The sequence below is a fragment of the Agromyces sp. Y182 genome (assembly GCF_059445385.1).
In genome coordinates this window covers 2,517,278-2,540,707 of sequence record NZ_JCAIUF010000001.1, presented here as the reverse complement: position 1 = coordinate 2,540,707, position 23,430 = coordinate 2,517,278, and the positions used below count along the sequence as shown (strand labels likewise).

The 23,430-nt window shown below is 69.6% G+C and carries 23 protein-coding genes; 12 read left to right on the top strand and 11 right to left on the bottom strand.

Annotation, left to right across the window (positions count from 1 at the left end; translation table 11 throughout):
• Window positions 1–67 precede the first annotated feature (67 nt).
• The 3 genes from AC1C2R_RS11690 to AC1C2R_RS11680 form a co-directional block, all read right to left on the bottom strand.
• Window positions 68–580, bottom strand: coding sequence for a methylated-DNA--[protein]-cysteine S-methyltransferase (locus AC1C2R_RS11690; RefSeq protein WP_495352658.1), 513 nt, complete (start codon window positions 578–580; stop codon window positions 68–70).
• Window positions 581–704: 124 nt separating this feature from the next.
• Window positions 705–1,415, bottom strand: coding sequence for a hemerythrin domain-containing protein (locus AC1C2R_RS11685; protein WP_495380030.1), 711 nt, complete (start codon window positions 1,413–1,415; stop codon window positions 705–707).
• 111 nt (window positions 1,416–1,526) lie between these two features.
• Window positions 1,527–2,150, bottom strand: a complete 624-nt coding sequence (locus AC1C2R_RS11680) for an NAD(P)-dependent oxidoreductase (RefSeq protein ID WP_495380029.1) — start codon at window positions 2,148–2,150, stop codon at window positions 1,527–1,529.
• A gap of 96 nt (window positions 2,151–2,246) precedes the next feature.
• On the opposite strand from AC1C2R_RS11680, the gene AC1C2R_RS11675 reads away from it, so the two are divergent.
• Complete coding sequence (locus AC1C2R_RS11675) at window positions 2,247–2,837, top strand: TetR/AcrR family transcriptional regulator (protein ID WP_495380028.1); 591 nt, start codon at window positions 2,247–2,249, stop codon at window positions 2,835–2,837.
• 43 nt (window positions 2,838–2,880) lie between these two features.
• Window positions 2,881–3,168, top strand: coding sequence for a DUF1905 domain-containing protein (locus AC1C2R_RS11670; protein ID WP_495380027.1), 288 nt, complete (start codon window positions 2,881–2,883; stop codon window positions 3,166–3,168).
• Window positions 3,169–3,243: 75 nt separating this feature from the next.
• Here AC1C2R_RS11670 and AC1C2R_RS11665 read toward each other — a convergent pair whose 3' ends face one another.
• Together AC1C2R_RS11665 and AC1C2R_RS11660 are read right to left on the bottom strand one after the other, a co-directional pair.
• Window positions 3,244–4,629, bottom strand: a complete 1,386-nt coding sequence (locus tag AC1C2R_RS11665) for a hypothetical protein (protein WP_495380026.1) — start codon at window positions 4,627–4,629, stop codon at window positions 3,244–3,246.
• Window positions 4,630–4,730: 101 nt separating this feature from the next.
• Window positions 4,731–4,961 (bottom strand): hypothetical protein, encoded by a 231-nt coding sequence (locus AC1C2R_RS11660; protein ID WP_495380025.1) that lies wholly within the window; start codon window positions 4,959–4,961, stop codon window positions 4,731–4,733.
• Window positions 4,962–5,125: 164 nt separating this feature from the next.
• Between AC1C2R_RS11660 and AC1C2R_RS11655 the strand changes: the two genes are divergently transcribed.
• Both AC1C2R_RS11655 and AC1C2R_RS11650 read left to right on the top strand, forming a co-directional pair.
• On the top strand, window positions 5,126–8,017 hold the full coding sequence (locus AC1C2R_RS11655) for an ATP-binding protein (RefSeq protein ID WP_495380024.1): 2,892 nt from the start codon (window positions 5,126–5,128) through the stop codon (window positions 8,015–8,017).
• A gap of 8 nt (window positions 8,018–8,025) precedes the next feature.
• Complete coding sequence (locus tag AC1C2R_RS11650) at window positions 8,026–9,429, top strand: FAD-binding oxidoreductase (protein WP_495380023.1); 1,404 nt, start codon at window positions 8,026–8,028, stop codon at window positions 9,427–9,429.
• Between the two features lie 3 nt (window positions 9,430–9,432).
• Here the strand turns inward: AC1C2R_RS11650 and AC1C2R_RS11645 are convergent, their stop codons facing one another.
• The 3 genes from AC1C2R_RS11645 to AC1C2R_RS11635 all read right to left on the bottom strand — a co-directional run bounded on the left by AC1C2R_RS11645 (window position 9,433) and on the right by AC1C2R_RS11635 (window position 11,688).
• Window positions 9,433–9,714, bottom strand: coding sequence for a DUF4242 domain-containing protein (locus AC1C2R_RS11645; protein ID WP_495380022.1), 282 nt, complete (start codon window positions 9,712–9,714; stop codon window positions 9,433–9,435).
• Between the two features lie 91 nt (window positions 9,715–9,805).
• Window positions 9,806–10,456 carry a response regulator transcription factor gene (locus tag AC1C2R_RS11640; protein ID WP_495380021.1) on the bottom strand — a complete coding sequence of 217 codons (651 nt, stop codon included), beginning with the start codon at window positions 10,454–10,456 and terminating at the stop codon, window positions 9,806–9,808.
• On the bottom strand, window positions 10,453–11,688 hold the full coding sequence (locus AC1C2R_RS11635; protein WP_495380020.1) for a sensor histidine kinase: 1,236 nt from the start codon (window positions 11,686–11,688) through the stop codon (window positions 10,453–10,455). The genes AC1C2R_RS11640 and AC1C2R_RS11635 overlap by 4 nt, the downstream gene beginning before the upstream one ends.
• Window positions 11,689–11,829: 141 nt before the next feature.
• Here AC1C2R_RS11635 and AC1C2R_RS11630 point away from each other — a divergent pair, with 141 nt between their 5' ends.
• Window positions 11,830–12,315, top strand: coding sequence for a hypothetical protein (locus AC1C2R_RS11630; protein ID WP_495352647.1), 486 nt, complete (start codon window positions 11,830–11,832; stop codon window positions 12,313–12,315).
• Window positions 12,316–12,414: 99 nt separating this feature from the next.
• Here AC1C2R_RS11630 and AC1C2R_RS11625 read toward each other — a convergent pair whose 3' ends face one another.
• Window positions 12,415–12,552: a hypothetical protein gene (locus AC1C2R_RS11625; protein ID WP_495380019.1), complete on the bottom strand. Its 138-nt coding sequence runs from the start codon at window positions 12,550–12,552 to the stop codon at window positions 12,415–12,417.
• Window positions 12,549–13,952: an HNH endonuclease signature motif containing protein gene (locus tag AC1C2R_RS11620; RefSeq protein WP_495380018.1), complete on the bottom strand. Its 1,404-nt coding sequence runs from the start codon at window positions 13,950–13,952 to the stop codon at window positions 12,549–12,551. Before AC1C2R_RS11620 ends, AC1C2R_RS11625 begins: the two co-directional genes overlap by 4 nt.
• A 212-nt stretch (window positions 13,953–14,164) precedes the next feature.
• Between AC1C2R_RS11620 and glsA the strand changes: the two genes are divergently transcribed.
• The 7 genes from glsA to AC1C2R_RS11585 all read left to right on the top strand — a co-directional run bounded on the left by glsA (window position 14,165) and on the right by AC1C2R_RS11585 (window position 23,171).
• A complete protein-coding gene (glsA, locus tag AC1C2R_RS11615) occupies window positions 14,165–15,382 on the top strand; it encodes a glutaminase A (protein ID WP_495380017.1) in 1,218 nt (405 codons plus the stop codon).
• Between the two features lie 342 nt (window positions 15,383–15,724).
• Window positions 15,725–16,771, top strand: a complete 1,047-nt coding sequence (locus AC1C2R_RS11610) for a LacI family DNA-binding transcriptional regulator (protein WP_495352644.1) — start codon at window positions 15,725–15,727, stop codon at window positions 16,769–16,771.
• A gap of 47 nt (window positions 16,772–16,818) precedes the next feature.
• On the top strand, window positions 16,819–18,099 hold the full coding sequence (locus tag AC1C2R_RS11605; protein ID WP_495352643.1) for an extracellular solute-binding protein: 1,281 nt from the start codon (window positions 16,819–16,821) through the stop codon (window positions 18,097–18,099).
• Window positions 18,100–18,113: 14 nt separating this feature from the next.
• Entirely contained in the window at window positions 18,114–19,058 is a 945-nt protein-coding gene (locus AC1C2R_RS11600) for a carbohydrate ABC transporter permease (protein ID WP_495352642.1), read from the top strand.
• Complete coding sequence (locus AC1C2R_RS11595) at window positions 19,055–19,888, top strand: carbohydrate ABC transporter permease (protein ID WP_495352641.1); 834 nt, start codon at window positions 19,055–19,057, stop codon at window positions 19,886–19,888. Before AC1C2R_RS11600 ends, AC1C2R_RS11595 begins: the two co-directional genes overlap by 4 nt.
• Window position 19,889: 1 nt before the next feature.
• Window positions 19,890–20,960 (top strand): glycoside hydrolase family 130 protein, encoded by a 1,071-nt coding sequence (locus AC1C2R_RS11590; protein WP_495380016.1) that lies wholly within the window; start codon window positions 19,890–19,892, stop codon window positions 20,958–20,960.
• Between the two features lie 72 nt (window positions 20,961–21,032).
• Window positions 21,033–23,171 carry a hypothetical protein gene (locus tag AC1C2R_RS11585; RefSeq protein WP_495380015.1) on the top strand — a complete coding sequence of 713 codons (2,139 nt, stop codon included), beginning with the start codon at window positions 21,033–21,035 and terminating at the stop codon, window positions 23,169–23,171.
• 40 nt (window positions 23,172–23,211) lie between these two features.
• Here the strand turns inward: AC1C2R_RS11585 and AC1C2R_RS11580 are convergent, their stop codons facing one another.
• Window positions 23,212–23,430, bottom strand: a complete 219-nt coding sequence (locus tag AC1C2R_RS11580) for a hypothetical protein (protein WP_495380014.1) — start codon at window positions 23,428–23,430, stop codon at window positions 23,212–23,214.

The following is a 23,430-nucleotide window of genomic DNA, read 5'->3' as shown; positions in this document are numbered from 1 at the left end:
GAACATCACACCCGCAACACCCAGATCTCGATACGGCGCTGAAGAAGCACGAGAAGTTGCACCGGCGCTAGAAGAGCCGCCCCTGCGCGACGACCGCTGCGCCCTCGAGCTCGAGCAGGAACCGCTTGCGCTCGAGGCCGCCGGCGTAACCGGTGAGGGACCCGTCGGCGCCGACCACCCGATGGCACGGCACCACGATGCTGAGCGGGTTGTGCCCGACCGCGTTGCCGACTCGCCGGGCGAGGTTTCGGTCGCCGAGGCGCTCAGCGAGTTCGCCGTAACTGGTCGTCGCGCCGTGGGGGATGTCGCGGAGCATCGCCCATACCGCGTGCTGGAACTCGTCGCCGACGGGTGCCATCGGCAGATCGAACGTCGTTCGCTCCCCCGCGAGGTATTCGTCGAGCTCGATGCCGAGCCGCATGATGAGCGCATCGTCATGCACGGCGACCTCGACGCCGATCGCGTTGCCGCCGGGCGGATGCCAGTGCCCCGGAAAGTAGATGCCGAAGAGCGCGTCGCCTTCGGCGACGATCAAGAGGTCGCCAAGGGGTGTCGTCAGGGTCGCATGGCGCCGGGGCATGACTCCATCTTCACCCCGACGCGCGCGCCGATGGCCGCTACCGACCGCGGGAATCGGACTTCATGGCCGAGCGGATGCCTCGCTGCGATGTCTCTCCGCGCGGAGTGAGCCCCTCGACTTCTGGCTACGGCCGGGCGTCCCCGACGAGCGCCGCACGGTTCGCCTCGTACTTCGGCTTGCCGATCACCCGCCAGATGAGCCGAACCGGCGCGGGCAGATGCTCGCGCTGCCACTCGTCGCCGCCATCGGGCTGCGCGGCGAGGATCGCCCCGAGCTGCAGGAACATCTTGCCCTTCGGCGTCGCCTTGCGTCCGTGGTCGCCGAGCGCGTCGACCTCCTTCGGAGTGAGCGTCACCTCCATGACCGGCACGATGTTCGCCTCCTCGTCGGGCAGGTGCGCGGCGAGCGCGGCATTGATGCCCTCGAGTGCGGCGGTCACGCCCGCGGCATCCGTCGAGCGACCGCTTGCACGCCACGCGGGCAGAGCTGCGTCGAGCTCGTTCAGGTGCACGAGCATCGCGGCGTGCTGCTGCTTCATCCGGGCGACGTGCCCGGCGCACGAGGGCGCACGGCCTTCGAGCGTGTCCCAGAGCATCGTGTCCTCGCCCTCGTGATGGGCATGCAGGCTGACCGAGAGCAGGTCGAGGTGGTCGCCGACGACCTCGGCGTGCGCGGCATCCGACTCGGCGACGCCCTCGACGAGGTCTCGCCCCTCACCGAACCCGGTGCGGAAGAAACGGTGGATCTCGGCCATGCCGCTCGCATCGCACGTCTTCGCCGCACCGGGCTCGCGGCCCGGCTGATCGCCGCTGGACGGAAGCGCTGTGGCGGGCATATCGACTCCGATCGTCGGTGAATGGCGCAGTCGCACGCGACCCTACGCGCGTGACGGATGTCGCGGCAAGACCCCGCCCGAGGGGTGTCCTCCACCGGACCGCTGGGCGCCTTACGCCGCAACCGTGATCGTCGCCCCGACCGTCGCGTCGTCTTCGAGCACGTCGAGCACCGCCGCCGCCAGGTCGGCCCGGCGGATCGAGATGCCGAACGGCACTCCCCCACCGTTCGCACGACGGTAGCGGCCACGAGCGTCGCCGTCTTTGAGCTGCGGCGGTCGCACGATCGTCCAGTCGAGCGCACTCGATCGCACGACGGGCTCGGTCGCGACGAAGTCGGAGAACGGCTCGCGCAGGATGCGCCGCACGATCGGTTTCGCCACGAACTTCAAAAACGGGTCGTCGCCGTCGGTGAAGGGGCCGCTCGCGCTCACGACGACGAGGCGTCGCACCCCGGCGTCGCGCATGGCGGCCACGAGTGCCGGCATGCTCTCGCGCATCACAGTGTGGTCGGTGCTCGCCGAGGTCGGGCCGATCGCGAACACCGCGGCGTCGCACCCGTCGAGGGCAGCGGCGAGCGCGTCGGCGTCGCGGCCTTCGGCGATGCGTTCTGTGGCGCCGGTCGGGGCGGATGCCGCGCGCCGCACGACCCCGATCACCTCGTGACCTCGAACTCGCGCCGCGTCGGCGATGAGGCCGCCGGTGCGACCCGAGGCTCCCAGTACTGCGATTCTCATAGTTCGTCCTTCAGGAGCTCGGGAGGTTAGTAAGCATTTACTCACTGCCTCGATGATACGGTAAGCGAACACTCACCTGTCAAGTGGAAGGCCCGGATGTCCCAGCTCCCCACCACCCGCGACCGCATCCTCGATGCCGCCGCGACCGTGCTCGTCGATCGCGGCGTGGTCGGTGCGACGACGCGCGAGCTGGCCCGTGCCGCCGGGTGCTCAGAGGCCCTCATCTACAAGCACTTCGCCGACAAGCAGGAGCTCTTCCTCGCGGTGCTCGTCGAGCGGATGCCGCGCATCGAGCTGCCCGAGGCATCCGCTCGCTCAGCGCTGCCCGAGACGCTCGCGAGCATCGTGACCGCGCTGCTCTCGTTCTTCGTGCGCACCTTTCCGATGTCGGCGTCGATCTTCGGGGCGCCCGAGTTGCTCGCCGAGCATCGCGCGGGCGTGCGAGCGCACGGCTACGGCCCCGAGGGCACCGTGCCGCTCGTTGCGCGCCTGCTCGGCGAAGAGCAGGCGGCCGGACGCATCCGCCCCGATGCCGACCTCGAGTCGGCTGCGCGCCTGCTCGTGGGCGTCGCGTTCCACCGCGCGTTCCTCGCGGCCTACGACGGCCAGCGCGAGGTGACGGATGCCGCGGCGTTCGCCGAACGCAGCGTCGCGATGCTCGTACCCGGCCTCGCGCCCGCGCCCTGACGGACTTCAATCGACGCGCAACATCGGCGGGTAGCATCGCGTCATGCGCATTCGTTTCACCGCCGAGATCTACGAATGGTCGGCGCGCAGAAACTGGTTCTTCGTCGACGTTCCGGCCGAGCCGAGCGCCGACATCTCGGACCAGCCACGGATGCCGCGCGGCTTCGACTCCGTGCGCGTCGTCGCGACCGTCGGCGCCACCACATGGAACACCTCGATCTTCCCCGGCGGCGGCACCTACGCGCTGCCGTTGAAGAAGGCCGTGCTCACGGCAGAGGGCATCGGCGAGGGCGACGAGATCGAGGTCGACCTCGACGTGCTCGACGGGTGACGGCAGCGCTGATCTGAACCGCACGACGGGGCGCTGCTCGCGCGAGCGCCGACGCTGCGCCTTCAGCGGCGTTGCTCACGTGCCGCCGCCGTCACCGCCACCGCCGCCGTCGAAACCGCCGCCGCCGAAGCCGCCGCCACCCCCGTCGCCGAAGCCGCCGAAGCCGCCCTCGCCTCCGCCGCCGAAACCATCCCCGCCGCCGTCGCCGAACGTGCCGTCGCCGCCCGCGAGGTATCCGCCGCCCCACCCCTTGGTGTCACCGATCATCGGGACGCCGAACCGGGAGTCCTCGCCCCGCTGCAGCAGCCCACCGCCGACGCGGATCGGCTGCGAAAGCTCAGCTGCCACGACGGTGATGCACGATGCCAGTCGCTCCGCCGAGAACGGGGCGGCCGAGCGATACCAGGTCGGCACGGTGCCCGCCTTCTCGGCAACCTCGGCAAGGCGCCGAACCACGGATGCCTCGTCGAACAGCACCGCCCATGGCAGCAACTGCTCGGCTGCGGCGAGGGTTGGGACATCCGTGCTCGCGACGATCTCGCGCCACCGGTTCGCCCGCTCGCGGAGCTGCAGGCCGGCCGAGTTCAGTGGGATCCAGCGCGGCAGGAGCGCGCGCAAACCGAGGGCCAACGCACCGATGACGATCGCGCTCCAGGCGATCGAGTTCGCAGAGTCGTCTGCGCCTCCGAGTGTGACGAATCCCAGGGCTACCCCGACCACGCCGCCGATCGTGGCCGCCCCGAACCGGCGGACCGGGCGCGGCTCGCGATACCAGTCCGCCGCGTCGCGGAAGCCGTCGCGGGTGACATCGAGCAGCAGCCCGTTGTTCACCACGACACGGTCCGCGTCGACGCACGCCCCACGTTCGACCGTGCGCGACCCGCCCGAGAGCCCCGGCGAGAGCAACGCGAGCACCGTGCCGTCGGCGCCCGCCGAATCGACATCCGTGCGGGCGGCGAGCGGGTACGCGCCGTCGAAGACGATCCGGATGTCCCGCGCGCGGCCGGCGTCGCCGCCGCGGGTGCCACCGGTGTCGCGGACGCCACGTCTGTCACCGGCGTCACGGATGTCACCAGCGTCACGTACGTCGCGGATATCACCAGCGTCGCGGATGTCGCGCCGATCCTGGATCGCGATCACGCCGTTGACGGCGAGCAGCATGACCGTCGCCGGCAGCCAGCGCGCCGCGGCAGCACCCGACACGAACCCGACCGGAAGCAGCCCGGCCGACTCGGGGTCGACGAGCGCGAGCGAGCTGCCGGCCTCGGGCTTGCGCAGCCACGCCACGACGAGGGACCCGACGCAGATCGCGGCGGTCAGCGACGCGGCGAGCGCGATGAGCGGCAACAGCGCCGTGCCGAGACTGCCGCCCGCGGAAGCCGCGAGCGACTCACTGCTCGCACCGGCACTCGTCAGGTCGACGGTGACCTGCTGAAGCGCCGAGATCATCGGTCGACCCATACGCGGAGGTTACTCCCGTCGGGCCCGTTTTCGCACCGGTGCCCGGCACAGCAATTCGGTCACAGCACGCCGGTCACCGCACGCCGGTCACCGCGCTCCGATCACCGGCCGGTGATCGGTGACAGGTCGTCGTCGACCACGGCGGTCTCGGTGCAGAGCCCTTCGGGAGCCCGCTCGCGGATGTACGCGGACAGGTGACACACCTCAGTCGATGACATCTTCACCTTGGCGGCGCCTGCACCGGCGCCCGCACCGCCGTCGGTCAGTCCGCAGCCGGCGAGCACGCCCACGGCCAGGACGGCCGGGATGATGAGGAACGCGCGAACGTTCATGATCTTGTCCTTCCATGATGCAGGCTCCTGGAAGAGCGCTGCTGGCCCCACGGTAGGAAGGCTGCGGCCGCGCCGCATGACGAGGGCGAGCCATCTTCGCGCGCACGCCGGCGTAGTCAATTCGGGTCATCGCCGCGAGCGCGGTCGCGGACTATCGTGGGCAGATGGGGGAATGGTCCGCCCCGGCGCTGCCGGCCGGCTGGACGACGTCCGGGCAGCCGCCGTTCATCGCTCGACACGAAGAGGTCGAAGCGATCGAGTCGGCGTGGCTCGACGCGATCGGCGGCGCGGGGCGCGCGATCTTCGTGAGCGGCGAGCCCGGCACGGGAAAGTCTCGGCTCGTGAGCGAGGTCTGCATACGGCTCCACACGAGCGGCGCCGCGGTGCTGGCCGGATCGTGCATCCAAGAGCTCGGCGCTCCGTTCGAGCCCTTCGACGAGCCGCTCCGGGCGCTCATTCCGGCGTATCGGGAGGTGGCGACCGACATCTCCGACCTCGACTCTGCCGAGCTCCTCGAGGGCGTGCTCGATCGAACGGGCCAGGATGCCGCCGATCGGTCGATGGGCCAGGAGCGTGTGTTCTCCGCAGTGATCGACGTGCTGCGCGCCGCGTCTTCGATACGCCCGGTGGTGCTCGCCCTCGACGACCTGCACTGGGCGGGGCCTGCGGCGATTCAACTCCTTCGCCGGGTGGTCGAGGGCACGGCGGAGGCGAGGGTACTGCTGCTCGGCACCCTTCGAAACGCACCGCCGGACCGGTCGGACGCACTCGCGGACACGCTCGCGTCACTCGCCCGGCTGAGCGGCGTATTGCGCATCGGACTCGCTCCCTTCACCCCCGCAGAGATCACCGAGTACGTCGCGGCCCGCGCCGGCGTCTCGCGTGTCGGTCTCCGCGCGTCGGCCGAAGTGCTCGGCGAGCTCACGGGCGGCAATCCGTTCCTCCTCAGAGCCATGTGGCATCCGGTCGTCGGGGCCGAGCACCAAGGCGACCAGCGCGTGATCGAGCTACCCGACTCCGTCAGCGATATCGTGCGGTCCCGCATCGCGACGCTCGAACCATCCCAGCGCTCGGTGCTCGAGCTCGCCGCGGTGCTCGGCCAGGAGGTCGATCTCAGTGAGCTGATCGGCATCAGCGAGGCATCCGTCGACGTCACGCTTTCTGCGATGGATGCCGCGGTGCGCGCCGGCCTCATCGAGCCGCCGCGCCTGGCGGGCGATCGCTACCGCTTCCCGCACGCCATCGCGCGGCAGGCGGTCATCGACGACATCCCGAGCACTGAGCTGCTGCGAACCCACGCGCGCATCGCGCAGGTGCTCGAGTCGAACTTCCCCGCGGTGCCACGGCTCATCCAGCGACTCGCCCACCACTATTCGGCCGCCCGCGCGCTCGGGTTCGGCGACCGGGCGGTGACCTACCTGACCCGCGCTGCCGAGCTCGCGGAGGCCCGCTTCGCGTATGAAGACGCCGGGCGCCTGTTCGAGCAAGCGGCCGAGATCTCCCCCGATGGCGACGAGCAGGCTGAGCTGCTGCTTCGCGCGGCGGGCAGCTGGGATGTCGCTATCGACACGTCGCGGGCGCGAATCCTGTACGAGCTTGTTGCGGGCGCAGGGAATCCACGACTGCAGCTGCGCGCGGCGATCGGATACGAGGATGCCTCCTGGCGCCCGGGCCTGCTCGGGCATCGAGCACTCGAGCTGCTCTCGGCGGGGCTCGCGCACGTTCCGAAGGACGACGGCGACCCCCTGTACGTCGAAGCGATCGGGGCGCTCGCCCGTGCGACGGCGTTCACCGGGGCCGTCGATGAAGCGGAGCGGATCGGCGACCGCGCGGTCGATCTCGCCCGGGCGCTGGGACATCCTGTGGTGCTGACATCCGTGCTCCGTTCGATCGTCTCCATGACGCTCCGCCCGCGGGGGGTCGCGAAGCGGCAGGAACGCGCGATCGAGCTGCTCGGACTGACGCGATCGATGCGCAACGAGTGGATGGGCGCCGCAACAATGAATGTGTTCGCGAACAGCTATCTCCTCGGCGACCGCGCCGGGCTCGACCAGGCCGAGAGCTACCTCGTGAACATGAGCCGGCAGTCGAGCGGGCATTGGGGTTACTGGGTGGTACACGTCCGGTTCGGGCGGGCCCTCATCGGCGGGCGCCTCGAGGAGGCTGCGGCCGCATGCCGACAGCTGCGGTACGACGAAATCGACTTCCGGGACGACGGGATGTCGAGCACCAACGCCGTGCAGAGCTATATGCTGCGCCGGGAGTTGGGACGGATCGAAGACGTTCGCCGCTACGTCACCGGAGGGGAATCACCCGCCGAACGCTGGGCACCGGGCCTCCTCGCCCTCTACACCGAACTCGGACTCGAAGCGCCGACACGGCGGATGCTCGACTGGCTCATCGAGCACACCGCGTCGAACGCGAGCGACTCCAGCGACTGGCCGGCCCGTCTCGCCTTCATGGCCGAGGGGGCAGTCCGGCTCGGCGACATCGACGTCGCCGTCGCGGAACGACTGCACCAGTGGCTCTCGGAGTACTCGGGCCTCAACCTCATGTCGGGCCTGTTCGCCGCTCCGTTCGGCGCCGCCGACTGTTATCTGGGGGAGATCGAATCCCTCTGCGGCACAGGGTCGCCGGTCGAGCGGTTCGAGAGTTCTCTCGAACTCGCCGAACGCAGCGGCGCTCCGCTTCACGTCGCGCGAACGCTCTCCGCATGGGCCGTTCACCTGCGCCGCGCCGACCCGGGTTCACCTGAAGCGGCCGCGCTCGCCGAGCGCGCTCGCGCGATCGCCGAACCCGCCGGCCTGGTGCGAGTGCTGCGGTCGCTCGACGCGGGCGCAGCGGCATCCGCTCTCGAGGTCGGAGGCGGACTCACCGCGCGGGAACGCGAGGTCATCGGGCTCATCGCCGAGGGCAGGAGCAATCGCGACATCGCCGCACGGCTCGTGATCAGCGAGCACACTGCGGCGAATCACGTGCGGAACATTCTCACGAAGATCGGTGCGGTGAACCGCACCCAAGCCGCGATGTATGCGCGGGAACGGGGGCTGACATGAATCCCAACATGAACGATGCTCATGTTTCGGTGGCGGTCGATGAAGCCGCGCTCAGGGAACTGGATTCCGGGTTCGCCGGCGAGCTTGTGCGGCCGACGGATGCTTCCTACGACGAACGCCGGAAGGTCTGGAACGGCTCGATCGATCGTCATCCCGCCTTGATCGCGCGGTGCGCCGGGGCCGCGGACATCGGCGCCGCGACGCGGTTCGCGCGCCGCACGGGCCTGCCCGTCGCCGTGCGCGGCGGCGGTCACAGCTTTCCCGGGCTCTCGGTGTGCGACGACGGAATCGTGATCGACCTCGCGCCGATGAGCGGCGTCACGGTCGATCCGGAGGCGCGCACGGCGCGAGTGCAGGCCGGGGCGCTGCTCGGTGACGTCGACCAGGCGACGCAACCGTTCGGGCTCGCGGTCCCGAGCGGCATCGTCACGCATACCGGCGTGGCGGGACTCACGCTCGGCGGTGGAATCGGGTGGGTCATGCGAAAGCACGGCCTGAGCATCGACCGACTGTCGTCAGTGGAGCTCATCACCGCGGAAGGCGAACGCGTCACCGCGAGCGAGACCGAGAACGCTGATCTCTTCTGGGGAGTGCGCGGCGGCGGAGGCAACTTCGGCATCGTCACTCGGTTCGATTTCCGACTGGTCGAGGTGGGCCCGATCGTCGTCGCCGGCCCGATCTTCTGGCCCATCGAGCAGTCGCCCGAGGTGCTGCGTTTCTACCGCGACTGGATCGCCGACGCACCCGACGAGCTGATGACCATCGTGCTGCATCGCAAGGCACCGCCGCTCCCGTTCGTTCCCCCCGAGCTGCACGGCAAGCTCATCGTCGGAGTGGTCTGCTGCTATGCGGGGCCGGTCGAAGAGGGCGAGAGAGTCGTGCGCCCGATCAAGGACTTCGGTTCACCGGTACTCGACCTCTGCGTCCCGAAGCCCTTCCTCGATCACCAGGGGATGTTCGATCCGTCCTTCCCGCACGGTCGGTGGTACTACGTGCGCTCCTGCGACGTCGCCGAGCTCTCCGACGAGGTCATCGACATCACCGTCGAGCACACGTGGCGCATTCAGTCGCCGCTGACGAGCTTCCCCATCTGGCAGATGGGCGGGGCTGTCGCCCGGGTCGGTGACGAGGAGACGGCCTTCAACGGCCGCGGCGTCGGGCACACCTTCAACATCAACGCGGCAACGGAGACGGCCGCAGGCTTCGATGTCGAGCGCGAATGGGTCCGCGATTTCTGGTCGGCCCTGAAGCCCTTCCACACGAGCGTCTACATGAACTTCCTCATGGACGAGGGCGAGGAACGCATACGCCAGGCCTATGGGCCGGAGAAGTACGACCGGCTCCAGGCACTCAAGCGCAAGTACGACCCGGGCAACGTCTTCCGGCTCAACCAGAACATCCCGCCCGGCTGAGCCTCAGACCGATTCGGTGACGCCGGCGAGGGTGCCGCTCGGCATCATGCGCCCGTCGACCTCGGTGATGACGTCGGCGGGCATTCCGGCGCGCACGGCGGCGGCTCGGATCGCCTCCATCGACGGCGCTTCGTACAGGCAGTAGCTCCTGCGACGATCGACGGAGAGAAAGGAGTACAGCCATCGCACGTCTTCCTCGTCGTTGATGAGGTTGATGTCGGGAGCGGCCTCGAGTGGCACCGGAACGTCTTCGGCGTAGTTGCGCTCGATGATGAAGTACGGCATCTGCGTTCCCCCTTTCGGGTTTGGGTCACAGGGTACTCCGGATGCCTCGGCGCGGCCCCTCTGCGGTGGTGCGCGTGGTGCCGGTCCGCAGTCAGATCCAGCCCTGCTGCCACGCCTTCTCGGCTGCCTCGTGCCGTGATGCTGCGTCGAGCTTGGTCATCGCCGACGAGAGGTAGTTGCGCACGGTGCCCTGCGCGAGGTGCAGTCGTTCGGCGATCTGCTTCACGCTCGTGGTCGACCGGCTGTAGCGCAGCGCATCGAGCTCGCGGTCGGTGAGCGGGCAGCGTTCGGCGGTGAGCGCCGTCGCGGCGATCTCAGGGTCGATGTAGCGGCGGCCGGCGGCGACGTCGCGGATGACGTGCGCGAGGTCTTCGGCGGCCGTCGACTTCGGCACGAAGCCCGAGACCTTCGATGCGAGGGCGCGCCGCAGCACGCCGGGGCGGGCGTGCCGCGTCACGATCACGACGCGCGTCGGCACTTCGGCGAGGATGCGCGCCGCCGCCTCGAGCCCGTCGGCGCCGGGCATCTCGAGGTCGAGCAGGCACACGTCGGGCACGGTCGCGATCGCCTGCTCGACGGCCGTCACCCCGTTGTCGGCGCTCGCGACGACCTCGATGTCGGGCTCGAGGTTCAGCAGGGCGATGAGGGCGCCGCGGATGAGGTGCTCGTCGTCGGCGATGAGCAGACGGATGCTGCGTGGCGCGTCGCCTGCGCCTGCGCCGCTCACACCTCCGCCGCTCACGCCGCCACCCGCTCGCCCACGGGCACCGCGGCGCGGAGTTCGAAGCGGCCGCCCGCGGCATCCGTCATCGTCTCGAGTGTGCCGCCGACGGCGGCGAGTCGCTCTCGCAGGCCCGCGAGCCCCGAGCCCTGAGCGCGTGGGGCGGTGCCGGTGCGGGCATCGGCCGGCGCGGGGGCATCCGACCCCGGGGCATCCGTCACCGCGACGCCGTCGTTCTCGATCGCGAGCTCGATGAGCCCGCCCGTCGTCGTCAGTTCGATCGTCACCATGGTCGCCTCACTGTGTCGCAGGATGTTCGTCGTCGCTTCGCGCACGACCGATGCGAGCGCGCTCCGCGCCGCCGTCTCGGACGGGAGCGGGCCGAGCCGCAGCCGGCACTCGGCGCCCGATGCGGTGAGCACTTCGCGGGCGTTCTCGAGCTCGTCGTCGAACGCGACCTGCCGGTAGCCGGCGACGAGCGAGCGGGTCTCTTCGAGGGCCTGCTTCGCGATCAGGCGCGTCTCGTGCAGGTGCTCGCGAGCAGTGGCGGGGTCGATCTCGAGCAGCCGTTCGGCGAGCTCGGACTTCAGCGAGATGACCTGCAGGTGGTGACCCTGGATGTCGTGCAGGTCTGACGCGAACCGCAACCGCTCCTGCGTCACCGCGAGCTCGGCGGCGGTGCGGCGGTGCCGGTCGAGCTCGACGACGACCTCCCACCACCACATGCTCGTGAGCAGCATGACGGGCAGCATGGCCGCGTAGATGCCGGACATCCACACACCAGAGCGCGCGACCGTGAACGGCTCGCCCGTGATCGTCGTCGCGAACATCGGGTGAGCGATCAACGCGACGAGCGCGGTGAGCAACACGAGCCAGCCCTGCGTCTTCGGCAGCAGGCATGCAATGAGACACGCCGCGGCCCACAACGGCACCGCCGCCGCGAGCTCGTTTCCCTGCGAGTAGAGACCGAGCACCCAGACGACGACAGCGGGAGCGAGGAGGGTGGCCGTCCAGCCGGGGTGCGGCAGGCCACCGCCACGCCCGACGCGGAGGAACCAGCAGTACCGCAGCTGCGTCGCCGACGCGACGAGGAGCAGCACGATGAGCACGGCGGTCGTGGGGTCGCCCGTCTGCCGGTACGTCTCGAGCATCGCCAGCGCGACGATGAAGTCGAGGAACCCGAAGAAGAACACGATCGACCCGAGCGTGTACAGCCACGTGGTCTGCACGCTGCGAGACGGTTCGGCAGCCATGGATTCGAGCCTAGGCCAGTGACATTTGTCACGGCCTTCGGTGCGGATTCGCACGCGAACTCCTGACACCGCGGCACTGCCATCGGCAGGCGGCCCCGCGAAGGATGGAACCGAACCGCCACCCCAACGAAAGGATTCGTCGTGATCGACGCCCTCCAGGACTTCACTACGTCCCTTCCCCCCTTCCTCCAGTGGCTCGGGGTGATGATCGTGGCCGCGATCCCGTTCGTCGAGTCGTACTTCGGCTCGGTCATCGGAGTGCTGATCGGGCTGCCCACCGCGCTCGCGATCGGCGTCGCCGTCATCGGCAACATCATCTCGATGCTGGTCTTCGTGATGTCCGCGCACGGCGTGCGCTCGAAAGTCGTCGCGGGCAAGGCCCTCGCCGGAGAAGAGCCCGTCGAGTCCCCGCGCCGTGAGAAGCTGCGCCGCGCGTTCGACAAGTACGGCGTCGCCGGCGTGAGCATCGTCGGCCAGACGATGCTGCCAAGCCAGATCACTTCGGCCGCGATGGTCTCGTTCGGCGCGAACCGCAACACGGTGATCTTCTGGCAGGTCATCTCGATCGTGCTCTGGGGCGTGGTGTTCGGCGTGCTGGCAACGCTCGGCGTCACGCTCGCGCGCTGACCAGGTCGGGCACAGCCCCTGACCCGGTCGGCTCAGGTCGGGGCGATCACCGATCTCGTCGATCGGTTCGACAGCGCTCGACAGCACGCGACGGCGCCGTCACGCGACCGCTGCGGATCTTGGGTCGAGCTGGTCGAGCACGACGAGAGTGATCGCCGACCTCATCGAGCGGCTCGACCGCGCGCCGATCTCGTTGATGGGCGCGACCGGCTCGACGGCGCACGCCGGTGCCGTCACGCCACCTCGGGAGGTCTTCGCTCAAGCCAGTCGGCGAGTCTGGTCGGGGATTTCGTGGTGTTGCGCCATCGGCCGCCGGGGTCGAGCCATGCGGGCGGCCTGATCTGCGGTGCACCGGCGATCATGCGGATACCCCACCCTGAGGTCTCGATCGTGCGGTGGTGGAACCAGCAGAGCAGTACGCCGTTGTCGGGATGGGTCGGGCCGCCGTCGACGTCTGGGATGACATGGTGAATCTCGCACCAGGATGCCGGCACGCTGCACCCGGGAATGAGGCAGCCGCCGTCGCGGAGCGTGATCGCACGGCGTTGGTGCGGGGTGAAGCAGCGCTCTGGTGAGCCGAGCCGGATGATGCGGCCGTGGTCGTCGAACGTGACCTGCTGCGTACCACCGGTGCACATCAGTTGCCGGGCCGCCCGTAGCGAGACCGGGATCTCGGCGCCGTCGGCGTGCGCGACGCCGCGGCCGGTCTGCAGATCGGCGGCGCGCACGCTGACGAGCACCGTCGGCGCCGCCCCGCCGATGGACGGGTGCTCGCCCGAACGGGCGGCAGTCTCGATGATCGCGGCCATCACGTCGTGGCGCTGCTGATCGGCGGTTCGGGTTTCGCCGTTGCGGGCGATGTCGGCACGTTCTTCAGCGGTCATGAACCCGCCGCCCGACCTCGGTGCGAGGTGCGCATCGAACAATCGACGCAGCCCCGCCGCGACTTCGGGCAGGAGTTCGCCGCTGACGGGAATGAGGCCGTCGCGGGCACGCCCGAGGCGGAACCCTCGCCGCCTCATCGCCCGCTCGTCGTCGGGTTCGGGGCCGTCTTGATCGAGGAACGCAGCCCACGCCTGCGCCTGCACCCGCAGCTCATCGGCCGTGCAGCGCACCGGGTGGGCCTCACCCGATGCGAGGGCGGCGGCGACGAGTTCGCGCTCGGCCGTGCGGAGGGCGACGGGGTCGGCGACTCGCCGGGTGCCGCCCAGCTCGCGGACGATCGTGCCCGCGGCATCCGCCCCCAACTCGCCATCGGCCAGCGCCGCCGCGACTTCGGGAAATTGCGCCTCCATCAGGTCACCGGTCAGACCCGTGCGGGCCCGGGTGGCCGTGCCGAGCGCGATACGCCGCCGCGCTTCTCCGCCCGAGACCTGCGTCACCCGCTCGAGCAGCTCGCCGGCGGAGCGGCACCCGCGCCGGGTCGACAACCGCTCACCGCCCAGCTCGACCCGCGAACGTTCACCGATCTCACCGGCGCAGACCACCCGGTGCGCATCGATCACCCGGCCGACCGCCTCGATCGCCGCCGTCACAGCGAGCAGCTCGTCATCAGGCCAGCACCCCAGATCACCGACGTGCACGACGTCGAGGAGCGAGGATCGCAGCTGCTCGAGCGCCTCGGCGGTGGTGGTCATGATGCCATTCTGCCGCGACCCACCGACATTCAACCAAGCACGAAAGAGCCGGTCAGCCTGTGAATAACTTCGGCCGACGGTCGCCTGTGGAGGAGGAGTCAGCCGCGTCGGCCGCGCGTGCCACGAGCACCGGGTCTGCTGCATACCCCGATCCCCACCGCGCGACCGAATCTCCCCTACCCCACCAACCCCCGACCTTCTAAGCTGACCCCATGGCCGCAGAACTGCGGGATCCCGTTCGACGCATGCTCGAGACCGTGCTCGACGACGTTCGACCGCTCAATGAGGGCGCCGTCGCCTCGTACATCCCCGAGCTCGCGACGGTCGAGCCCGATCAGCTCGGCGCCGCACTCGCGAGCGCTCACGGAATCGTGCACGAGGCGGGCGACTGCGACGCGGAGTTCACGATCCAGTCGGTGTCGAAGCCCTTCGTGTTCGCCCTCGCCGTCGACGCGCTCGGCCTCTCCGAGGTGACTCGGCATGTCGGCCTCGAGCCGAGCGGCGAGCCGTTCAACGCGATCAGTCTCGACGCGGCATCCGGTCGCCCCCTGAACCCGATGATCAATGCCGGCGCGATCGTGACGACCTCGCTCATGCGCGGCGACACGGCCGACGAGAAGTTCGCCGTCGTGCAGGCAGGTCTCGAACGGTTCGCCGGCCACGACCTCGCGGTCGACGAAGACGTGTTCGCGTCCGAGGCATCCACCGGCGATCGCAATCGCGCGCTCGCCTACCTCACCCGCTCGGCGGGCACACTCGGTTCGACGGCGGATGTCGCGACGACCGCGTACTTCCGCCAGTGCTCGCTCACCGTGAACGCGCGCGACCTCGCGATCATGGCGGCGACGCTCGCGACCGGCGGCGTGAATCCCGTGACCGACGAACGCGTCATCAGTGAAGACGCCGCCCGCTGGACCATGGCCGTCATGACGAGCTGCGGCATGTACGACGCGTCGGGCGACTGGCTCGTGCGGGTGGGACTGCCGGCCAAGAGCGGCGTCGGCGGCGGTATCGTGGCGGTGCAGCCGGGCCAGTTCGGCATCGGCACCTTCAGTCCGCGCCTCGATGTCCGCGGCAACAGCGCACGCGGCGTCGCGACCCTCGAACTCCTCTCGCAGCGGCACGGCCTGCACATGCTGCAGCACCACGGCGCCCCGCTCTCGCCGATCGCCTCACTCGAGCGCGACGGCACCGACACCATCGCGATGCTGCGCGGCGAGATCTTCTTCGCCGGCGCCGAAGAGGTGCTCACGCGCCTCACCCCCTTCATCAGCGATGACGGATGCCTCGTGCTCGACTTCTCCGAAGTGACCCGTGTCGGCGAGGGCTCGAAGCGCGTGTTCGCGGCCGCGTCCACGCTTCTGGGGCCGGCGCGCGACGGACGCCCCCGCGTCATCGTGCGCGACCCCGAGGGCGTGCTCGAGGCCTGAGCGATCGGATGCCGCGGTACGGCGTCGCTCGCCGCGAGGCCGCCCAGCGTGGCGTGCTCGTGCTCGTGCTCGTGCTCGACGTCTGAGCGATCCGCCACTCGCCGCCGCCGCACTCGCCGCCGCCGCACTCGCCGTCGGCGCCGACAACGCCGACAACGCCGCTCCTGGCGCCGCGGCTCGTGCAACGCCGACCCTTGCGGCGTCATGAACTTGCGACTATGGTTCAGCTAAACCGGTTTAGTTCCGCGCAATTCGAAAACCAGACCGGCCGAGGGGAATCGGGGCTTCCTCGCACGCCGACGTGCGAAGCGAGCCATCGTGCATCGACCAATGGAGCTTCTGGTGACCGAAGACGCCGTGCCCGCCGCACGACCGACGATCACCGACGTCGCACGTCATGCGGGCGTCAGCAAGGGTCTCGTCTCCTTCGCGTTGAACGGTCGGCCGGGTGTCAGCGCCGAGACGCGCGACCGCATTCTGGCCGCAGCGCAACATCTCGGGTGGACCCCGAGCCTGCGGGCCCGGTCGCTCAGCGTCGACCGCTCCTACGCGCTCGGCCTCGTGATCGGCCGCAGCGTCGACGTCATCGCAGCGGACCCCTTCTTTCACGCGTTCATCGCCGGTGTCGAGAGCGAGTTCTCGACCGCCGGCCAGGTGCTCGTGCTCACCCGGGCGACGCCCGGCCGCGAAGAGGCCGCAACCTATCGCGGGCTCGCAGCCGACAAGCGGGTCGACGGCGTCTTCCTCACCGATCTCCGCTCCGGCGACGACCGCATCCAGCTCGTGAACGAGCTCGGTCTCGCCGCCGTCACACTCGGACGACCCGATGTCCCGTCGCCGTTCCCGTCGGTCTCGGTCGACGACGGCCGCGGCATCCGTGCTGCCGTCGACCACCTCATCGCTCTCGGCCACCGCCGCATCGCCTGTGTCGCGGGCCCCTCGAACATGCTGCACGGGCGTCGCCGCGCCGAGGCGTTCATCGCCGCGACCATCGCGGGTGGCGTCGAGCCGGTGGGTGTCGTCGAGACCGACTTCAGCGCGGTCGACGGGGCACGGGCCACCCGCGAGCTGCTCGCACTCGGCACCGAACGACCGACCGCGATCGTCTACTCGAACGACATGATGGCCCTCGCCGGACTGGCAGTCGCGCAACGCGCCGGGCTCCGCGTGCCGCACGACCTCTCCATCACGGGCTTCGACAACACCGAACTCGGGGAGCACACGTTCCCGTCCATCACTTCGGTCGCGACGGATGCCGCCGACTGGGGCGCCCGATCGGCACGGCTGCTGCTGGCGGCCATCGCCCGGCAACCGGTCGACGACGTCGAACTCGCGGAGCCGCGACTCATCGTGCGTGAGTCGACGGCAGCAGCACCGCCCGGAACGTAGTACGAACCCGCGCGGCACCGACGCCGCCTCGATGAAAGGAGCCGGCCATGCGCCGACGCATCATGATGACCGCCGTTGCCGCGGCGGGGGCGTTCGCCCTCACCGCGTGCACGAGCGGAGGAGGCGGTGATGGCGGCGCAGAAGGTCGCGGCGACATCACCATCTGGTACTCCAACAACGAAGCCGAGATCGCCTGGGGCGAGCAGATGGTCGAGGCGTGGAACGCCGACCACCCCGACGAGCAGGTCAAGGCTCAAGAGATTCCCGCCGGAGCGTCGAGCGAAGAGGTCATCGGCGCCGCGATCACCGCGGGCAATGCGCCGTGCCTCGTCTACAACACGTCGCCCGCGGCCGTGCCGCAGTTCGAGAAGCAGGGCGGCCTCGTGAACCTCTCCGAGTTCGACGACGGCGACGGCTACATCACCGAGCGCAGCGGCGACCTCGCCGACCAGTACCGCTCGGCCGACGGCGACTTCTACCAGATGCCGTGGAAGTCGAACCCCGTCATGATCTTCTACAACAAGGCGATGTTCACTCAGGCGGGCCTCGACGCCGAGAATCCCCCGCTCGCCACCTACGACGAGTTCCTCGAGACGGCTCGCACGCTCGTCTCCTCGGGCGCGTCGCAGTTCGCGATCAACCCCGCGCCCACGAGCGAGTTCTTCCAGAGCTGGTTCGACTTCTACCCGCTCTACGCCGCGCAGTCGGGCGGCACGCTGCTCGTCGAAGACGGTGCTGCGACGTTCGACGACGAGAACGGCACGGCCGTCGCCGAGTTCTGGGCGACGCTCTACTCCGAAGGACTCGCCGGCAAGGAGCAGTACCAGGGCGACGCGTTCGCCGACGGCATCTCGGCGATGTCGATCGTCGGCCCGTGGGCCATCTCGGTGTACGGCGACGACGTCGACTGGGGTGCCGTTCCGGTGCCCACGCAAGACGGCACCGCGCCAGAAGAGACCTACACGTTCAGCGATGCCAAGAACATCGGCATGTTCACGGCGTGCAAGAACCAGGCGACCGCGTGGGACGTGCTGAAGTTCTCGACGAGCGAGGAGCAGGACGGAGTCTGGCTCGAGGAGACCGGGCAGATGCCGCTTCGGCAGAACCTGACCGAGACGTACCCCGCCTACTTCGAGGCGAACCCGGCCTACCAGCAGTTCGGCGACCAGGCCGCTCGCACCGTCGAGGTGCCGAACGTGCCGAACTCGATCGAGATCTGGCAGACGTTCCGCGACGGCTACTCGAACTCGGTGATCTTCGGCGAGGAGCCGGTTGAGACCTTCCTCACCGACGCCGCCACCGAGATCGACGAACTCGCCCAGGGCTGATCGGAGCTCCGATCATGACCACCGTCGCGGCACCGCCGAGCACGACGACGGACCCTGAGGAGACACCCCCGAGCCGCCGCAAGCGGTGGCTCGGGGAGCATCCGCTCGGCCTGCTGCTCAGCACGCCGTACCTGCTGTTCATCGGGCTGATCTTCGCCTACCCCATCGTCTTCTCCGTGTGGATGTCGTTCCAGGACTACTTCTTCGCCGCCCCCGGCGCCGAGGTCGACCGTCCGTTCGTCGGGTTCGACAACTACATCGCCGTGATTGAGGACCCGGCCGTCTGGCGCTCGTTCGGCAACGTCGGCATCTTCCTGCTCATCAACGTGCCGCTGACGGTCGCGCTCTCCCTGGTGCTCGCGACCGCGCTCGACAAGGTCGTGCACGCTCGCACGTTCTTCCGGGTGAGCTACTACGTGCCGTACGTGACCGCCTCGGTCGCCGTCGTCGCGGTCTGGCTCTTCCTGTTCAGCCAGAACGGCCTCGTGAACCAGATCCTCGGTCCGCTCGCACCTGAGCCGTCGTGGCTCATCAACTCGGCGCTCGCGATGCCGACCATCGCGCTGTTCGTCACGTGGAAGGGTCTCGGGTTCTACATCCTGCTCTACCTCGCGGCCCTGCAGAACGTGGGCAAGGAGCTTTACGAAGCGGCATCCGTCGACGGTGCAGGGGCGGTGCGCCGATTCTTCTCGGTGACGGTTCCGGGAGTGCGCCCGGCGACGGTGCTCGTGTTCCTGCTCGCCACCATCACCGGCGCGAACCTCTTCACCGAGCCATACCTGCTCACCGGAGGAGGCGGCCCGAACGGCGCCTCGACGTCGCCCGTGCTGCTCATGTACCAGAAGGGCATCGAGCAGGGGAACCCGGATGTCGCGTCAGCCCTTGGGGTCATCCTCATCATCTTCGTGCTGATCATCGCGTGGCTCCAGTACCGCTTCCTCGGAGGGAGGGAATCATGACGCGCTTCAGCACCGTATTGCGGTATGTGCTGCTCGCGCTCGGCGCGATCGCATTCCTCTTCCCCTTCTACTACATGATCGTGGGCTCCCTGCAGACCGATCCCGACCCGACGCTCGCGGGCGCCTTCCCTGATCCGTCGAACATCACCGGGCAGAACTACGTCAACATCAACGAGCGGGTGAACCTCTTCGTGGGGCTCGCGAACTCGGGCATCTTCACCGGCGGAGTGCTGCTCGGCACGGTCGTCTTCGGTGTCATCGCGGGCTACGCGCTCTCGGTGCTGAGGTGGCGTGGCCGCGGCGCGACCCTGGTGCTCGTGCTGCTCGTGCAGGTGGTTCCGTTCCAGCTGCTGATGATCCCGCTCTACGTGATGATCGCCCGCGACTACGGGCTCTCCGACAGCTACCTCGGCATGATCTTGCCGTTCGCCATCAACTCCACGGCGGTGCTCATCTTCCGCCAGTACTTCCTGCAGCTGCCGGCATCGCTCTTCGACGCTGCGCGTATCGACGGAGCCGGAGAGTTCCGGATCCTCTGGTCGGTGGCCCTGCCGCTCGTGCGCCCCGCGCTGCTGACGGCGGTGCTGCTGACCTTCATCGGGCCGTGGAACGAGTTCCTCTGGCCGTTCCTCATCACGAAAGATGCGGCTCTCCAACCGCTCGCCGTGTCGCTCGCGAACTTCATCTCGAACGTCGCGGCGTCGACCTCCAATCCGTTCGGGGCGATGATGGCCGGCGCGGTCGTGCTCGCAGGCCCTGCGGTTGCCCTGTTCATCATCTTCCAGCGCTATTTCGTCTCGAACGATCTCGGCTCCGGAGTGAAAGGCTGACATGTCCATCCCCACCACCGTTCCCTACACGCTCACTCGTCTCGGGGTCGTCATGCGACCCGAACCGGGCGAGCCCAACGAGGTCGAGGGTGTGCTCAACCCCGCTTCGGGCCGCGCGCCCGACGGCACGCTGTACCTGCTGCCGCGACTCGTCGGGGCGGGCAACGTCTCGCGCGTCGGACTCGCGCGCGTCGAGATCGAGAACGGCGTGCCCGTCGGCGTCGAGCGCGAGGGCGTCGTGCTCGAGCCAGACCGCGGCTGGGAGCGCGGCGCCGACAACGCCGGTGTCGAAGACCCGCGGGTCACACGCATCGATGCCCTCGGCTGCTGGGTCATGACCTACGTCGCCTACGGCCCCCTCGGGCCGCGCACGGCCATCGCCGTCTCGAGCGACCTGCGCGAGTGGCGCCGGCTCGGCCCGGCCCTCTTCAGCTACGACGACGAACTCGACATGGATCTGAATCTGTTCCACAACAAGGACACGACGTTCTTCCCCGAGCCGATCACGGCTCCCGACGGCACGCCCAGCCTCGCGGTGCTGCACCGACCGATGTGGGATCTCGGCGAGACGAAGCCCGGCCAGGGCGTGCGGTTGCCGGCCGGTATCACCGACGCCCGGCAGTCGATCTGGATCGCGTACGTTCCGCTCGACGCGGCGCTCCGCGACATCCGTTCGATCACCCTCTGGGGCCGATCACGAATGCTCGCCGCGCCCGAGTTCCCGTACGAGGCGCTGAAGATCGGCGGCGGGCCGCCGCCGCTGCGGGTGCCCGAGGGTTGGCTGCTCATCCACCATGGCGTCACCGGCACGATCGAGAGCGAGTTCTCGCCGCAGCGGAAGGTCAACTACGCGGCGGGCGCCATGCTGCTCGACGCCGACGACCCGACGAGAGTGCTCGCGCGCACCGCCGAGCCGCTGCTCGCGCCCGAGACCGAAGAGGAGCGCAGCGGCATCGTGCCGAACGTCGTCTTTCCGACGGCGATCGAAGAGATCGAGGGCGAGCACTACGTGTTCTACGGCATGGCCGATTCGCAGATCGGCGTGGCACGGCTCGACCGCGTGACCGACTGACACGATTGCGCCGCGCCCGCTGAACACCACGCCGCGACTGAATGAGCCGCCTGACCGACTGAAAGGCACATCATGACCACCACGGATGCCCCTCGCCGCACGATCTGGACCATGGCCGCGTCGCTCACCGCCGCCGCCGCGCTCGTGCTCACCGGTGCGCTCACGTCGCCGGCCGCCGCGCAGGCGGCGGCGCCGGCACCGGCACCGGCACCGGCACCGGAGCAGGCACCGGAGCCGGCGCCGCTCGCGAACACCGCGCACCTCGACTTCCTGCTCGACACCGCGACCCCCGCCGAGCTGCCGGGGCACACCACGTATCGCCTCGCCGAGGAGCCGCAGCTCGTGCTGCCGTGGACGTACGCCGACGCAGGCGATGGCGGCACGTTCGAGCGCGTCGGCGGCGGACGGCTCGATCCGGCGACCGGCCATTGGGGGCAAGGCGCTTACAACGCCGACGACGTCTCGCGCGCGGCGGTGGTCTATCTGCGGCACTGGCAGCAGACCGGCGACGACGCCAGCCGCGAGAGCGCGTACGAGCTGCTGCGTTCACTCGCCTACCTGCAGACCGGCGAGGGTGAGCACGCGGGCAACGTCGTGCTGTGGATGCAGCCCGACGGCACGCTCAACCCGAGCGCGGAGCCCATCGAGCTGCCGGATCCCTCCGACTCCGACGCGAGCTACTGGCTGGCCCGCACGATCTGGGCGTTCGGCGAGGGCTACGCGGCGTTCGCCGAGACGGATGCCGCGTTCGCGGCGTTCCTCGCGGATCGGCTCGACCTCGCACGGGCGGCCGTCGACCGCCAGGTGCTCGACCGCTACGGCGAGTACGAGATGACCGACGGCATGCGGGTGCCCGCCTGGCTCATCGTCGACGGCGCCGATGCGACGGCGGAGGCCGTGCTCGGGCTGTCGGCGTACGTGCAGGCGGCGCCCGACGATGATGCTGCGCGCACGACGCTCGAGCGGCTCGCCGAGGGCATCGCCGCCATGGGGGCGGGCGACACCGAGTCGTGGCCGTACGGGGCGATCCTGCCCTGGGCGCTGTCGCGGTCGATGTGGCACGGGTGGGGTTCGCAGATGCCGGCGGCGTTGGCCGAGGCATCCGTCGCTCTGGGTGATGCCGACCTGCTCGAGCCTGCGCTGGCCGACTCGGCCGGCTTCTCGACGACGCTGCTCACCGCCGGCGGGCCCGACAACGGCTGGTTCCCGACGCCGGCCGATCGGGTGCAGATCGCCTACGGCGCCGATTCGCGGGTGCAGTCGCTGCTGTCGGTGGCGGATGCCTCGGGCAGTACCGGCTTCGAGGAGCTCGCGGCGATGCAGGCGGCCTGGTTCTTCGGCGCCAACCGCGCGGGCGAGCCGATGTACGACCCCGCGCGCGGCGTCACCTTCGACGGCTTGCAGCCCGACGGGTCGATCAACCGCAACAGCGGGGCCGAGAGCACCATCCACGGGCTGCTGACCATGATCGCGCTCGATGAGCGCCCCGCTACTGCGCTGCGGGCGACGACGGTGACGGATGTCGCGGAGCTCGACGGTCTTCGCGTCATCGAAGCCGAATCGGCGACCTCGACGAGCGGTTCGGTGCAGCCGCCGGCGTCGGCGTGGACCGAAGAGTCGCTCTACAGCGGCGACGTGCTCGTGCTCGAACGCGGTCAGCAGGCGACGTTCGACGTGGGTATCGCCGGCTCGCCCCGTTCGGTCGAGCCCGTCGCCTGGCTCGACGAGGGCGCCCGAGCACGGTCGATCTGGACGGCAGGGCGCAAGCCGCTCGGCGTGCTCGACGGGCGCGGTGAGCCGCAGGGCATCAGCCCGGTGCCCGGCGTGCTGCTTCCGCGCTCGTTGCACGGCTCGGTGGCTGCGGGCAGCTCCTCGCTGACGGTGTCGGTCAAGACCGGCACCGTCACGCTCGACGCCCTGCTGCTGCGGCCCGCGATCTCGCGGCTCGTACTGGTCGGCGCCGACGGGGCGACCGAGCTCGTCCACTCGACCTCTGGTTCGCGGCAGCGCGTCGAGTTGGGTTTCGATGGCGCCGCTTCGACCGCACGGGTCTACGACGACCGAGGCGAGCTCATCACCGAGAAGGCCCTGAACGGACGAAGCACGATGGTCGTCCCGGCGGGCGGCTTCGCGGTGGTGAGCCGGTGCGCCGGTGAGTTGTGGGTCGCCGAGTCGCCTAGTCGGTCTCGTGGGCCGGTGGTCGATCAGTGATCACCGGCCTCGGCGCGCATCTCGAGTTCGCGCCCGTGCCTCAGTCGCGCGGCGTACGGTGGCCGCCGCCGGTGTCGAGGTCGTCGCCGCCCTCGAGGTCGGGGCCGTCGCTCTCGGTGATGTTCGCCCCCTCGAAGAACGGATCGACGCCGAGCTCGCGGGCGTGCTCGGCCTGCAACCGCTTCTGCTCGTTCACGTCGTCGGCGAAGTCCCGGTCGTCAGGCAGTGCGCGGTCGTCGCGGTCGGTGGTGTCGCTCAT

Excerpts from the sequence above, each read along its gene's own strand:
- AC1C2R_RS11690 (WP_495352658.1), bottom strand. The coding sequence starts at position 580 with ATGCCCCGGCGCCATGCGACCCTGACGACACCCCTTGGCGACCTCTTG.
- AC1C2R_RS11685 (WP_495380030.1), bottom strand. The coding sequence starts at position 1,415 with ATGCCCGCCACAGCGCTTCCGTCCAGCGGCGATCAGCCGGGCCGCGAG.
- AC1C2R_RS11680 (WP_495380029.1), bottom strand. The coding sequence starts at position 2,150 with ATGAGAATCGCAGTACTGGGAGCCTCGGGTCGCACCGGCGGCCTCATC.
- AC1C2R_RS11675 (WP_495380028.1), top strand. The coding sequence starts at position 2,247 with ATGTCCCAGCTCCCCACCACCCGCGACCGCATCCTCGATGCCGCCGCG.
- AC1C2R_RS11670 (WP_495380027.1), top strand. The coding sequence starts at position 2,881 with ATGCGCATTCGTTTCACCGCCGAGATCTACGAATGGTCGGCGCGCAGA.
- AC1C2R_RS11665 (WP_495380026.1), bottom strand. The coding sequence starts at position 4,629 with ATGGGTCGACCGATGATCTCGGCGCTTCAGCAGGTCACCGTCGACCTG.
- AC1C2R_RS11660 (WP_495380025.1), bottom strand. The coding sequence starts at position 4,961 with ATGAACGTTCGCGCGTTCCTCATCATCCCGGCCGTCCTGGCCGTGGGC.
- AC1C2R_RS11655 (WP_495380024.1), top strand. The coding sequence starts at position 5,126 with ATGGGGGAATGGTCCGCCCCGGCGCTGCCGGCCGGCTGGACGACGTCC.
- AC1C2R_RS11650 (WP_495380023.1), top strand. The coding sequence starts at position 8,026 with ATGAACGATGCTCATGTTTCGGTGGCGGTCGATGAAGCCGCGCTCAGG.
- AC1C2R_RS11645 (WP_495380022.1), bottom strand. The coding sequence starts at position 9,714 with ATGCCGTACTTCATCATCGAGCGCAACTACGCCGAAGACGTTCCGGTG.
- AC1C2R_RS11635 (WP_495380020.1), bottom strand. The coding sequence starts at position 11,688 with ATGGCTGCCGAACCGTCTCGCAGCGTGCAGACCACGTGGCTGTACACG.
- AC1C2R_RS11620 (WP_495380018.1), bottom strand. The coding sequence starts at position 13,952 with ATGACCACCACCGCCGAGGCGCTCGAGCAGCTGCGATCCTCGCTCCTC.
- glsA (WP_495380017.1), top strand. The coding sequence starts at position 14,165 with ATGGCCGCAGAACTGCGGGATCCCGTTCGACGCATGCTCGAGACCGTG.
- AC1C2R_RS11605 (WP_495352643.1), top strand. The coding sequence starts at position 16,819 with ATGCGCCGACGCATCATGATGACCGCCGTTGCCGCGGCGGGGGCGTTC.
- AC1C2R_RS11600 (WP_495352642.1), top strand. The coding sequence starts at position 18,114 with ATGACCACCGTCGCGGCACCGCCGAGCACGACGACGGACCCTGAGGAG.
- AC1C2R_RS11595 (WP_495352641.1), top strand. The coding sequence starts at position 19,055 with ATGACGCGCTTCAGCACCGTATTGCGGTATGTGCTGCTCGCGCTCGGC.
- AC1C2R_RS11590 (WP_495380016.1), top strand. The coding sequence starts at position 19,890 with ATGTCCATCCCCACCACCGTTCCCTACACGCTCACTCGTCTCGGGGTC.
- AC1C2R_RS11585 (WP_495380015.1), top strand. The coding sequence starts at position 21,033 with ATGACCACCACGGATGCCCCTCGCCGCACGATCTGGACCATGGCCGCG.
- AC1C2R_RS11580 (WP_495380014.1), bottom strand. The coding sequence starts at position 23,430 with ATGAGCGACACCACCGACCGCGACGACCGCGCACTGCCTGACGACCGG.